Raw genomic sequence first — 12876 nt, 5'->3', positions numbered from 1 at the left:
TAGGTATCCCTTTTTGCATAAAATTACTGCTGCAGTTATTCCGGAACGAACTAAAGACAACTCAATTGGCAAAAGACAATCTGCAGTTAGAGTTTAATTTCCTCAAGGCGCAGATCAATCCACACTTCCTGTTTAATACCCTCAATAACATTTACGGCCTCATCTTGCAGGGAGACAACAAAAGGTCTGCAGTCCTGGTTGACCGGTTGTCAGAATTGCTAAGGTATATTCTGTATGAATCAGATCACCAGACAATGAGCATTGACAGGGAAATTAAATTATTAGCAGATTATACTGAGCTTGAAAAAGTAAGGCTTAACAATACATTGGTTAGTTTCACTTTCAACAGTGATGGCTCCATCAATCAAATAGCACCACTTTTATTTATTCCCTTAATAGACAATGCCTTTAAATACAGTGCTGACAAACCAGGATCGGTAATCAATATTTGCCTTGATATTCAGCATGGACTGGTGCTTTTCAAAATTAAAAATACTGTCGACATCAGGGCATTGAACAACTCCGGTGGTATCGGACTGAGTAATTTCAGGAAAAGATTAGATCTCTACTACGCGGGGAAATACGAATACACGGCAGGAATAGTGGAAGACACATACATTGTAAACCTTATCATTAAAAGCTCATGATTTCAAATTGCATGATCGTCGACGATGAACCGATAGCGAGGGACATTTTGAAAAATTATATAAGCCGGCTGCCGATGCTCAATCTGGTAAAAGTTTGCAGCAGTGCAACATAGGCTTATGAAGGTTTGCAAGGCGATAAGATTGACCTGGTTTTCCTGGATATTCAAATGCCTGTAATATCCGGTGTGGAATTTTTAAAATCTTTACGAAATCCACCGTCGGTTATTTTTACCACTGCCTTTTCAAAATTTGCAATGGAAGGGTATGAGTTCAACATAATAGATTATCTCTTAAAGCCCATAACTTTTGAGCGCTTTAATCAGGCTATTCAAAAATTTATAGAAAGAACTGCAACGACTGCTGCCGAAACCAGGAGCTCAAATCATTTGCCTGCCTATACATTCATTAAACATGAGTCAGGCTTTATCAGGATTGATTATGACGAAGTGAATTATGTAGTGGCAGAGAAGGATTACTGTACCATTTTTTTCAACACTGGCAAAAAGTTATTGATAGGAATGCATTTAAAGTTATTGGAAGGCATGCTTCCCGGCAACGTGTTTGTTCGTGTGCATCGTTCCTACATTGTCAATCTCAAACACATAAAATTAATCAAAGGCAATATCATCAATATAGCCGATGATGAAATTCCCATTGGTGCTAATTATAAAGTGGCTTTATTTGATAAACTTCAGTTGCCGTAAAGATTCTTTACTAAAAAATTTGGTCATCCTTTATCCTTTTTGCTGATGTACAGTATGTAACTGATTATTGTAAATACAACGAAATATGCAAAGGCAATCACATGAATGTTAATTGCCGGCGGGGTCACTTTTGCAGACGCGGAATCTTTTAAATAATTGTACATACCGTATGTATAGGGAACTATATAACCAAATTTCCACGACAGCGAAGCCAGGGCACCAACCCATAAAACGAAACCTGTGCCAACGGACACCAAAAAGTTTTTGTATTTCAAACTCAACAAATATTGAAGGGCTACTGTCGGTAAACAGTCAATAAAAAACAAGGCATTTTCCTTAAGAAAAAAATTATAAGGAATGGGTGATGCAGGATAAGGCACACCGCTGATCAGCAGGTAAGGAATAATGGCAGAGAGGTAGATTCCCATATTAAAGAAAACAAAAAACTGCAATACCATTATCAGAATTATTGCGAGTTTAGTTATAAAGATGGTTGTAAAATTCAGCGGCAGTGTATGCAGTTGTTTCCATGTGTTGTTCTTGTATTCGATTTGCGTTATTAAACTTGTTGAAAGTATTGCTCCCAAAGGCAGTAAAAATATCGCCATTGACTCCCACGAACTCCTCCAGAGTAATTTCCAGAAGTCGTTTGAAGCATACATCAATGCCAGTCCATCGTGTTTAATCACCCTGACTATAACAATAATGGCAGGTGTAAAAAAACCGCCGACGATAACAATCCACGAAGCAAGGGTTCCTTTTCTTTTAAGCCATTCGCTTTGAAAACAATGTACAAATGAACTGAACATTTTAGTTGTTGATGAGATTCATAAAAATTGTTTCGAGATCATTTTTAACTACGCCAATTTCATACAGTTCTATTCCGTTTTCAACCAACTGCCGGCTTATTACCGCAATTGTTTTTTTAGGAAGAGCAGGCAATATAATTTTTCCATCTTTTATTTCAGCCACTAAATGATGGGCTGCGATAATCCGCATAGCCTTTTCAATATGACTGGTTTCAATCACTGTAAATAAAGATTCCTGCTGCTTATTTTTTAAATCATTCAATGTACCCTGGAATAAAATTTTGCCCTTATTAATCACACCAACATGCGTAATTAACTTTTCTATTTCTCCCAACAAGTGGCTTGATATAATTATTGTTGTTCCCTGCTGCTGGTTTAACCTGGTTAATAATTCCCTTATTTCAATCATGCCATTTGGGTCCAGGCCATTTGTGGGTTCATCCAGGATCAATAAGGATGGGCTATGGAGCAATGCGATGGCAATGCTTAAACGCTGCTTCATTCCGAGGGAAAACTGGCTTGCCTTTTTATTGCCTGTGCTTGATAAGCCTGCAAGGTGCAGCACTTCTTCAATCCTTTGTTTGGGGCATCGGTAAATTTTTTGTAAGATGCTTAAATTTTCACTTGCAGTAAGATGCCCATATAAAGACGGGCTTTCAATTAAGGAGCCGATGTTCCTTAATATTTCAATCCGGTTGTTTTCAACCTGTTTGCCAAATATAAAAATCTCACCCTGCTGTTTTTTCAAGAGACCTAAAATCAGTTTCAGTGTGGTCGTTTTTCCGGCGCCGTTCGGTCCTAAAAAACCATAAATACTTCCTTCATTAACCTGCAGACTGATGTCATTCAACACCATCTCCTCCCCTAAAAATTGATGCAGCAGTTTGCTTGTTTCAACACAATACATATCTTAGTTTATAGGTTGATAAGGTAAAGCTATTATTGCACGTTGCTTTGCAACCGACCCGAAAACTGAATATTTGATACGGCAAAGCCATTGTTCCAACAAGCTGAAAGTGTTGCTGTATCAGGGTTACCGGGACAATTTTTTGAATGCTGTTTTCAAAACAGGATCATTCATCTTAATCAGATCCTGCCTTGTGTTAAGCACTTTGATATTAACCGGTGTACCTGCTCCTTCATAGCATTCCATTTTATTATTGTAATAACGCTGATTGGACAGCGAAATCATCCAGCTATTGGGAAGCGTAAATCCATACATGTCTGAATAAATCCCCCGGGTGTTTGAACCAACTATACTAACCTGTGGAAGTTCTTTCATTATCATGGCAAAAACATCGCCTGCGCTAACAGTTTTATCGTTTGTTAAAACAGCTACCGGTTTCAAAAATGGTTGTTTTCCCTTTGGTTCAATCATCCACTGTTCTGCATCGCCAAAGTCTTCATATCCTTTGCCATTTAGTCTGGTCTTTTTATACATGCCTGTAATTTTTCTTTTTGCAAACCTGGCGGCAACCTCATAGGCAAATTCGTCATTACCACCAACGTTGTCCCGTACGTCCACAATAAGCGATTGCAGATTTTTAAAATTACTAAAGACAGTATCCAGTATTTTACCGGCTACAGCAGCATCCGGTTTACTATCAGCATTGCCATCAACATAACACCTGTTGAATCTTAAATAACCAGTTTTACTTGAAACAGCAAAGGCAAAAAGCGGCTTGCCATTATCTGTTGGCCCGATATATTTCATCGCAGAAAAATGTGCTTTATCCAAAGTATAATTAACCATTTTCCAAAATGAATTCCGCAGACTGTCTGTAGGAAACTCTTTTGCAAACTGTGATGGTTTTACTGCCTTAAACTGTTTAACTCCGGGAACAATTACATTGATGTGATTATCCTGGAAAGGTGATAACATCGTTGAAAAAATAGCATACAAAGAATCATTAGCAGTGCCTGCATTTACCATGGGACGATAGACCTTGTAGGTTGTATGCCAGTCAATATTTCTTAATTTAAAAAAAGCGTAATTGTCTTCGAACGTATGCCAAAGCACTTCAAAGTTTAATTCCGGCTTTGATATGGCAGTATCTTTTGGAAAAGAAATTGGGTTTTGTGCAAGGCTGATACCAGAACTAAAAAGCGTAAATAAACAGAGTAAGTATTTCATTTGTACAATGATTTTGTTTTTATTGAATAGTACCATTTTCGAAAAAAGGTAACAGTTTGTCGTATAAGTCTCCGGCCATGTTGCAGTTGGTAAAAAACACAAAGCCTTTTTGCTGTTCTTTATACAAAACGAAATAACAGGTAAAGTCTCCGTTGTTACCACTGTGCATATACCGTGTACCATAGGGCGTTTGCTTTATGCCGAGTCCGAGTCCCCAAAAATCAGCATCGTCCCAACCGGTAACTTTTACCTGTGGCCGAAACATATCTGCGAAAGAAGATTTGGTTAAACCTTCTTCCTTCATAAGCGCAATAACAAATTTTGCATAGTCAGCTGCATCACAATGCAAACCGCCGGCGGCACTAAATTCTTCGAACTTTTTTAACACACCCCGTTTATTATTACCGTCATTCATCGCCTGGCGATAACCGGTTACTTTATGTTTTGCAATGTAGTCGTTCCAGCCAAACACAGCATGCTTCATTTTAAGCGGCTTGCATACATTATTGTACACGTCATCTTTCAGCTTAAATAAACTGGTATGCCGCAGGTGAGCAATTACATTCACCAGGTAGTGGTATCCTTCTCCTGAATAATTGAATGAAGACCCCGGCGTGAACTTAAGGTACTGTGCATCTTTGGGTAAGTGCAGACTGCTGTCGGCAGGTTCATACTCATGCCAGTTAGGCAATCCGGAGGTGTGGCTTAATACCATTCTCGCCGTAATTAATTTATACCTTTCGTCATAAGCGATGTCGGGATATGCCAGGTATTTATACAAGGGTGTATCTAAATTTAAAATACCCTTTTGCTGCATCAGCATAATGTAATACGCAAATAACGGCTTGCTCATGGAACATGCTTCATACACATCGTTTATTGTTGCTTTTCTTTTTTTCTCCAGGTTTGCGTAGCCAAATGCGCCCTGGTACGAAACAGTACCGTTACTGATGAATGCAATGCTTACTCCGGGCAAATGAAACGAGTCTATCTGTTGCCTGATAAAAACTTCAAACTTTGATTTACTCACGACTGTTCCGTTCAGTAATTTTATTTGACAACTTGAAGTAACAGCAATGCACAACATTACCTGTAACAGAAAAATATATTTTATCGCAGATACAATTGAAAGACGCATCGGTATATTTAAGACACAAATCTACCGCCTTGCAGCAAGAAGAAATAGTACAGATTTAGTGGTGCTTAATTTATCCCTTTCTGTACTCGAGTGGTAAAAAGCCGGTCACTTTTTTAAACGTGCGGATAAAATGACTCTGGTCAAAAAATCCACATTCCTGTGCAATCTGAGAAAGGGTTTGTCTGGATGACTTAATCAATGCAATGGATTTTTCTATTTTAAGCTTACGCTTATATTCGCCTATTGTGCAGTTAAAATATTTTGAAAATTGCTTTGAAATGGTGACAGGATGCAGGTTAGCAATGAGTGCTAATTCAGTTAAGGATAGATTATCGTCTAAAGAAGTCCGGAGATATTCTTCAACTACTGGCACCCATTGAGGTGTTCTCCCGGACTGCCCGGGGCTGCCTTGCCTGGCCGTTAATTGCAGCAGAGTTTGCTGAATGGAGATGCCTGTAACCGAATCATTGTTCAGCAATTCTTTGTACACCTTCATCATCAAAAATTTATAATCAGGGTTTTTGATGATCGTTTGTGCCGCATCCGTTTCACTGATATTGTGCCGGTCGAAAAAAAAGGCTCCCAGTTCGACATTCACTCTTTTTGCTACGCCGGCAATCATAACAACCTGGTGTTGTTCACCGGGGTGATAGTACATTATATTTCCGGGGAGCATCTCCACAGTGTCCCGCTTTTTTTCCACGCAACCTCCATACAGCATAAAGCTAAAATGGGTGTTTTCATGACAGTGAAGATCGTTGTTGAAATCGGTCGGACTGTATTGCGTGATGCAGGCTGTAGCCCCCCCTTTCTCCTTTGTTTGGGTAACAGTTCCAGAATACCTTCCCTGTTTAAAAGTGAGCATACTTTAAATTGTTTTACAAACTGGTATAAATTTTTTTTCAAAAGGATTCTACGGCGTGTCTTTTTGAAGCCTCATCAATGGAGTTATCATGGTAATGTATAATTGAAGATATTGAAAAAGCCCCACAGACTTATATTGACAGAATTAAACTTGATGAGCGGTAAGCACTCACCTTCAGCGATGTTCTTGAAAAAGACTTTTGCAAATAACAGCCGTACATTCGACCATTTAAGATTATTCAGGAGGTTTGAGGTTGATCAGGGAAGCAGAAGCTTCTAACAATATCATGAGATATTATAACCGGTTTTCTTTGATTCGCCTCATTGAAGATAGTTACAATCATGAGTTTGATAATTTTAAGCACATTGCTTTTAACGTTCTTGACCCCGCTATATAAGAAGGCAGGAAGCTGATAATGGAGACATTAAGCGTAGCACAGATAATGCCTCTCTGAGAACTTACGACAGAGAAATGTTGAAAGAAATGGCCCTCCAAACTTTGTACCTGACTGATATAAGACGGATCAAGAATATTACTATCTCAAAAACTGAAAACAGTGCAGCAGTGCTAGAAGCTTATCTAAAAAAAGAATATCATATTGAATAGCTTATGCCTTTGTGACCTGTGTTAATTACTTAAACCAATCTGCGGCATATTCCGGTAATTGCTTTTTGCTGCAACAATGCAGGCTCCGTAACCGGAATTAATTGGCCTAATTTTTCGAACCAGAAGAATTCGTTTTTAGGTGCTTTCAGCTGCTTACAATATTTTTTCTGATACCGAGTAATTGGTCTGATCGTCGTTCTGTCTCGTCCTGAAATAGCCTTACAAAAAACTATTCATGTATGGCAGAAAAAAAGCGCTCAAGAACAAAAATCAATCCTAAAAGTAGCCAGCCCTATAAGCGGCGAAGCGAGGCTCAAATGGCAGAGATCATTAAAGAAATCCATCAACATGGGCTCCCTAAGAGGGCAGCTTGCGTGAAGTACGGCTTAAACAGAAATACCCTCAATCTTTTTATTTCGAAGCAATCAACAAAAGATTTATCCGATAATCATTCGTTAGATTTATTATCTGTTATGAATGAAAATCAACAAAATTTAGCATTGACTAAAAAAATTAGAGAGCTATCTTCTGCACTTGAAAAGTCACAGTTAAAGGTTATCACACTTGAAACAATGATACAAGTTGCAGAGGATGACCTTAAAATCAAGATTAGAAAAAAGTCTGGTACCAAACAGTCAAAAGAGTAAGGCAAAAAATTCCAAATGCATCATTGGGAAATATTTGTGCACTGTTTGGTATGTCACGTCAAGCTTTTTATGATGCTCAGAAACAGGAGCAAAAAACGAGTATTGCTCAGATGATCGTGCTGTGTCTGGTTAGAGAAATCAGGTCAATAATGCCCATGCTTGGAACACGTAAGTTAGTACAACAATTAGAAACGCCATTAAACGAGCATGGTATTAAAATGGGAAGAGACCAGCTGTTTGAGCTGCTTAGATTTCATGGTCTTTTAATTCGAAGAAGACGCAGAATGGTTAAAACAACCGACTCGCATCATTGGTTAAAAAAGTATCCAAATTTAACCATCGGCCTTGATTTAAATGAGGCTGAACAACTGTGGGTAAGCGATATCACATATATTAGAACCTTGCAGGGCTTCAGTTATTTAAGTCTCATAACCGATGCTTTTTCAAGAAAGGTGGTTGGTCATTGTCTTTATCCAACATTAGAAGCTATTGGATGTCTGGAGGCTTTAGTTATGGCGCTGCAAACCAGAAATAAAGAGTGCAAACTTATTCACCATTCCGATCGGGGAATACAATATTGTTCGGCTGCCTATGTGGAAAAATTGAATGACCATAATGTTGGTATTAGTATGACTCAAAGTGGAAGTCCTTATGAAAATGCTCTTGCTGAAAGAATGAACGGAATTTTGAAGAATGAATTTTACCCCAGGCGAATTTATCAAAATCATAAAGAAGCAAAAAAGGTTATAAGTTCGAACATTGAGATATATAATAAGAAAAGACCGCACGCAAGTTTAGATTATTTGACACCTGACGTTGCACATGGAATTACAGGGCCAATAAATAAAAAGTGGAAAACTTATCCGAAAAGAAATAAAAATCCAATTAGTTGAATAAGGTTTTTTTAGGCATTACAGAAGTCCACATAAAAAACCCGGAAGGAATATTAGCCTGCCGGATTTATGTGTTCATCTGATTGGAATATCCCTAGCAAGTTGCTCCTCAGCAGAGCTTGTTTATGTTTCTTCCAATAATATAAAGTTATGATGATTCCAGGTGTAAAATAGCAAATCAAAAAAGTCATATCTTCAATTGTCAACCAAATCCAGGATTAAGAATTACTAGTGTAAAGTAAATTCAGGATTATTTTTAAAACATGTAAGGTTTTTTTAGGACGAGACACATTTTAGGACGAGACACCCTTCCGCCAAAACAAACTGACCCACTTCGGCCGTTTTAAATTGACCCCCAAAATCAGTGCATAAAGAACAAATTTTTTGTAGGATAATAATCGATTGTTTTAACCAACACAACGGGGGATTATTATGTCCAACAAAACAATTGATATGTTTAAAGTCGGGCAAATATTGTGCTTTATTCCGAAGGAAGAGGCAGTAAGTTCATCTATAGGTATATACACAACTAAATTTCGAGAATTGATTAATAAAAATAAATAAATCGCCTACACTTATAATTTTCAATAATTCGCCTGTAATCGTGTTGGCTAATATAATAATACCCCTAGTGAGAGGTTTCCTTTGGCTAACTGGCTAAATAACTTCCCCCAGAACTTGTTTTTTGAAATACACTAGGTTGCGTTTTCGAAATGGAAAATACATAATTATACTTCCCTTTTTTGTAAGCGAATCTGCCGTGTAGTTTTCACTGAAAAGAGATATAGCTGTGGAGCATCCCATCAATTAACGCTATAGATAACTTAATTGTATAGTTACTGTACAAGGTTGGACATACTTTGTCAAAGCCAAATGGCCATCCTTTTCAGGATAGCCATTTTATTGGTTTAAGACGGCTAATGGTTCCCGCCACCAGGCCGTATTATATTAAATATAATAAAGTTCTCGATTTATAATATTCTTTCTAAAATATATTTTTGGTGTGATGCGAAGGTTTTGTTTTTTGTAAAAAATGTGCTCTAAGCTAATGAAAAAAATAAAACCGCTGCCAACGCCTGACGTGCTTTTTGGAGAATAATTTGTATAATTTATGTAGAATGTAGAATATAACACAAATGATATTTGACTATGACAATTGGTAGATACTTAGCGACAAATTATCGTAAGTATTTTATAAAGAATCTTTCCTAACCACTTTCACGGGAAAGCCAGTCTGCCATTGATACATTTCCCATCTGGGATGATCCAATTTGAAAGATGCTTAACGGGGCTGCAATGGCAATATTCGGAAGGAATTATTAAATGTGTATGTTTCTACAATCTTAGAAGAAGTACTTGAAAAAGCGGAGCAATGGCGCCAGGATTATAATTGCTCAAGACCTCACCAGTCGTTGGGCTTTGTTCCTCCAGCTGAATTTATTTAATCTGTTTCTCATGTTAAACGAAAAAAATTATACTTTTAAGTGGCCCGAATCTAAGGGGAGCTTACAGAAGCACGCCTTATTCATTAATGTTAAAAGCAGTTAGTTAAGGTATGATGATAGCATAACATTCTTCTAACCAGTAAGGTATAACGGGAAATATTTATTAGAACGCCAAGAAAGTAAATTATTTCGAAATAAAATTATTAGGGGCCGCGCAGTGTTTCCAATACTCCATAATTACTGTGATAACTTCCTTTAATCCTTCCACGCTATTTTGCTTCAAGAAAAAGCCTTGAATTGATTTTTCATATGCATATATAACTGAGTTTTGAGTGACGGATGTTGTAAAAAACAGGTAAGGGATACATCTTACTTGCAATGCAGCATCCATTCGTATTTTGTCCCTTAAAGCAAAGCCGTCTAATTTAGGCATATTGATATCTGACAATATCAAAAAAGGGGTAATGTCTTTTCCCTGACCGTTAAGGAAATCAAGGGCAAGTTGCCCATCCAGAAAGAAGTGCAATTGATTTTTATACCCTAATTCACAAAACGTATCCCTAAATATTATCTGGTCATCTTCATCATCTTCAATGATGATAATAGGCTGGTTGCGATTCATACCGCAAGTTCAGTAGTAATGAATTAAAAACCAATAAATTATTAAATAAATTTTCAACTTGTTCCAGTTGTATATAGTTACCAAAATTTTCATATGCGGGGTACATTGTTCGCATTCCCCTCTGGTGCAGGACTCTGTCCTGTTGCCGGGTGTTACTAATGTTTCGCACCGCTTGTTATTCCAAATATAATTAAATCCTGCGCTTACGGGGTTGTAATGCGGGTAGTCAAGTTTTTGATTGCAGATAAATGTTGAATCCAATAAAACCGGATGGTTTTCATGTTCCCAAAACCTGAACCTGAAATTACTGCTGCTTTTTTTACCTGCTGTATCAAAAATGGCTGCTGTCAGGTGTATCTCAACAGCACATATTATACGCTGCGAACTGAACTGATGGATGCATCATTGCGATAACAGTCAACAGTTGGTTTTTATTGAAGTAAATTATTTACGAAAACAAAATAAGGGTGCGTCAGCGGCGCAAAAAATTTTATATGCAGGTCTGTACGGTTCGTATTTATAGCTGATAGCATGCGGGCAAGGCTTTGGCTGTTGGTCAATAAGACGCAATGGGGGCTCACGGGGAGCTCGATGCTACTTCAGTTTTAGGAGGAACACCAAAAAGGGCGAAAACGGATAGCTCCGTGTGAAAAATCGGGGTGTATTATCAGGTGTGATGAATGTATTTTTATTTAACAACACCTTACTTTTTATTATCTAGCAATTGTTGCAACAATGCCACTTTCTCTTTTTCACTTTTTACCAATGCTTCGTACAACTCCACAATCTTATCGATGGGATTAAAAGTACAATGATAATTTACACTGGCGGAATTATCATGATAGTTGTTACCAATGACGTTTATTGCCGCTTCTTCATCAAAATTCTTAATCGCTTCAGCCGGTACTTTTAAAAGTTTTGCTACTTGCTCCAGTAACGGATCGTCAATCAGTTCCTTTTGTTCCAATGCAGAAATCCTTTGTTGGTTCCAGTCGTCGCCGAGCTGGTAAGCAAGGCCTTCCTGTTTAATACCGAGCATTTCGCGGAAACGCTTTATGTTGCGGCCCTGGTGTATTGTTTTGTTCATAGCTGGGTTAATTATGCTGCTACAAATATAAGCAAAGCTTACGCATAAAACCATACCGTAAAATACTGGCGGCAGCCCGTAACATACGGCGTTAAATGTAACATACGGCCTGTAAAAGCAGTTGTTTTACAGCAGATAAATAATGCAGTATGGGTACAGCAAAAAAGGCCCGCAATACAAGGGGTAAAACAACAAAGAAGCAACCAAAGGCATTGCCGTACGAGTGGCAGCGCATAGCTTATTATTTCGAACTGCTGGATGAAGACGGCCCTGCGGAAGACCTCTGGAAAATACTTAAACTGGCACTGATTGCAGACAATGACCATACCAATGAGCACGAGCGCAGCAATATGCTTTTCTTTTACGAGTATACGAAAGAGTTGTTTCAACATGTATATACCCTGCTGCAACGGCAAGCTAAAAACCATCCTTAACCCAACTTTAAAATCAGTTTTATGCCAGCTACTGCATTTGAAAATAAGGAAATCCGCTATGCGTACGACAGCATCCATGAGTTTTTTGACAGCTATGGATTAGGCAGTGCAATCCAACGGATGGAAAGCGTTCTTAAAGCTTCCCTGGGTGATAAAGCCTGGAAAAAGGCCGACCCGTACAGTTTGCTTTATTTTATGCAAAAGCTGGAAGCACTGTGCGGGGCTGCTTTTATGATCCATTTTAACTGCAGCACAAGGGCCGGAGCCATTGTAAAGGAACCGCAAAACGGCGATGCCGGCATGCTGCAAAAACAACACCTCATTGGCGGCCAGTCGCCCCGTACTGAATGGCATTATTTTCCCCGCAGTCTCACTGCCGGGCAATACTGCAACCCCTGTAAAGCCATCAAAAAATTTGTTGTCTGTATGACAGAGCCTGAATGGAAAAACGCAATCAGCACCATAACCGAATTTGCACTTCGCAATGATTCCATCAATAACGAAGATTACCCCTGCAATGTGCTTACACTCCGGCGAAGGCTGCTGCAGCTAATAGAGGGTTGCTATTTGCTGGACATACGCACCAACATGCAAAACCAACCCAATACAAAGCAGCAAACAAAAAAAATAAAGAAATAAAGCAATGTATTACTTACTGACGGAGCGTTTTAAAAGCCAGGAAGCAAAGCTGGCAGCACTTATCAGCGATACCATACCAGTAGCTAAAATTTACCTGCTGGGCAGTACCCTGCAACAGCAGCGCACAGAAAGTGTTTTTATGACCGATGCGCCGGGCTGCCGCCATGCCAGTCATTACTGGTTGCTGGTACTGGTTGATAAGGAAT

15 protein-coding genes are annotated in these 12876 nt (G+C 38.5%); 8 read left to right on the top strand and 7 right to left on the bottom strand.

Annotation, left to right across the window (positions count from 1 at the left end; genetic code table 11):
• Both JWR61_RS15385 and JWR61_RS15380 read left to right on the top strand, forming a co-directional pair.
• On the top strand, positions 1-647 hold a 647-nt coding region (locus JWR61_RS15385), incomplete at its 5' end, for a sensor histidine kinase (protein ID WP_301928647.1).
• Between the two features lie 125 nt (positions 648-772).
• Entirely contained in the window at positions 773-1351 is a 579-nt protein-coding gene (locus JWR61_RS15380; protein WP_301928646.1) for a LytTR family DNA-binding domain-containing protein, read from the top strand.
• Between the two features lie 23 nt (positions 1352-1374).
• Here JWR61_RS15380 and JWR61_RS15375 read toward each other — a convergent pair whose 3' ends face one another.
• From JWR61_RS15375 to JWR61_RS15355, 5 genes are all read right to left on the bottom strand, one after another.
• Entirely contained in the window at positions 1375-2160 is a 786-nt protein-coding gene (locus JWR61_RS15375; protein ID WP_301928645.1) for an ABC transporter permease, read from the bottom strand.
• Position 2161: 1 nt separating this feature from the next.
• On the bottom strand, positions 2162-3067 hold the full coding sequence (locus JWR61_RS15370; RefSeq protein ID WP_301928644.1) for an ABC transporter ATP-binding protein: 906 nt from the start codon (positions 3065-3067) through the stop codon (positions 2162-2164).
• A gap of 126 nt (positions 3068-3193) precedes the next feature.
• Positions 3194-4294, bottom strand: coding sequence for a S41 family peptidase (locus JWR61_RS15365; RefSeq protein WP_301928643.1), 1101 nt, complete (start codon positions 4292-4294; stop codon positions 3194-3196).
• A 19-nt stretch (positions 4295-4313) separates the two neighbouring features.
• A complete protein-coding gene (locus JWR61_RS15360; protein ID WP_301928642.1) occupies positions 4314-5432 on the bottom strand; it encodes a serine hydrolase in 1119 nt (372 codons plus the stop codon).
• A gap of 70 nt (positions 5433-5502) precedes the next feature.
• Entirely contained in the window at positions 5503-6297 is a 795-nt protein-coding gene (locus JWR61_RS15355; RefSeq protein WP_301928641.1) for an AraC family transcriptional regulator, read from the bottom strand.
• Positions 6298-7142: 845 nt separating this feature from the next.
• Between JWR61_RS15355 and JWR61_RS15350 the strand changes: the two genes are divergently transcribed.
• The 3 genes from JWR61_RS15350 (at position 7143) to JWR61_RS28270 (ending at position 9888) form a co-directional block, all read left to right on the top strand.
• On the top strand, positions 7143-7550 hold the full coding sequence (locus tag JWR61_RS15350) for a hypothetical protein (protein ID WP_301928640.1): 408 nt from the start codon (positions 7143-7145) through the stop codon (positions 7548-7550).
• Between the two features lie 23 nt (positions 7551-7573).
• Positions 7574-8443, top strand: a complete 870-nt coding sequence (locus JWR61_RS15345; RefSeq protein ID WP_301928639.1) for an IS3 family transposase — start codon at positions 7574-7576, stop codon at positions 8441-8443.
• Positions 8444-9747: 1304 nt separating this feature from the next.
• Positions 9748-9888 (top strand): integrase core domain-containing protein, encoded by a 141-nt coding sequence (locus tag JWR61_RS28270; protein WP_367881805.1) that lies wholly within the window; start codon positions 9748-9750, stop codon positions 9886-9888.
• A 184-nt stretch (positions 9889-10072) separates the two neighbouring features.
• Here JWR61_RS28270 and JWR61_RS15340 read toward each other — a convergent pair whose 3' ends face one another.
• Together JWR61_RS15340 and JWR61_RS15335 are read right to left on the bottom strand one after the other, a co-directional pair.
• On the bottom strand, positions 10073-10510 hold the full coding sequence (locus JWR61_RS15340) for a response regulator (protein WP_301928638.1): 438 nt from the start codon (positions 10508-10510) through the stop codon (positions 10073-10075).
• 703 nt (positions 10511-11213) lie between these two features.
• The gene (locus JWR61_RS15335; RefSeq protein WP_301928637.1) at positions 11214-11597 is read right to left on the bottom strand and encodes a helix-turn-helix transcriptional regulator; all 384 of its coding nucleotides are present in this window, start codon (positions 11595-11597) and stop codon (positions 11214-11216) included.
• Positions 11598-11746: 149 nt separating this feature from the next.
• Here JWR61_RS15335 and JWR61_RS15330 point away from each other — a divergent pair, with 149 nt between their 5' ends.
• The 3 genes from JWR61_RS15330 to JWR61_RS15320 form a co-directional block, all read left to right on the top strand.
• A complete protein-coding gene (locus tag JWR61_RS15330; RefSeq protein WP_301928636.1) occupies positions 11747-12031 on the top strand; it encodes a hypothetical protein in 285 nt (94 codons plus the stop codon).
• A 21-nt stretch (positions 12032-12052) separates the two neighbouring features.
• The gene (locus tag JWR61_RS15325) at positions 12053-12670 is read left to right on the top strand and encodes a hypothetical protein (RefSeq protein WP_301928635.1); all 618 of its coding nucleotides are present in this window, start codon (positions 12053-12055) and stop codon (positions 12668-12670) included.
• Positions 12671-12674: 4 nt separating this feature from the next.
• The coding region (locus JWR61_RS15320; RefSeq protein ID WP_301928634.1) for a hypothetical protein at positions 12675-12876 on the top strand (202 nt) is incomplete at its 3' end.

The sequence above is a fragment of the Ferruginibacter sp. genome, assembly GCF_028288465.1.
Classification (GTDB): domain Bacteria; phylum Bacteroidota; class Bacteroidia; order Chitinophagales; family Chitinophagaceae; genus Ferruginibacter.
The sequence above is the reverse complement of the archived record's forward strand: the minus strand, read 5'-3'. Positions and strand labels throughout refer to the sequence as shown.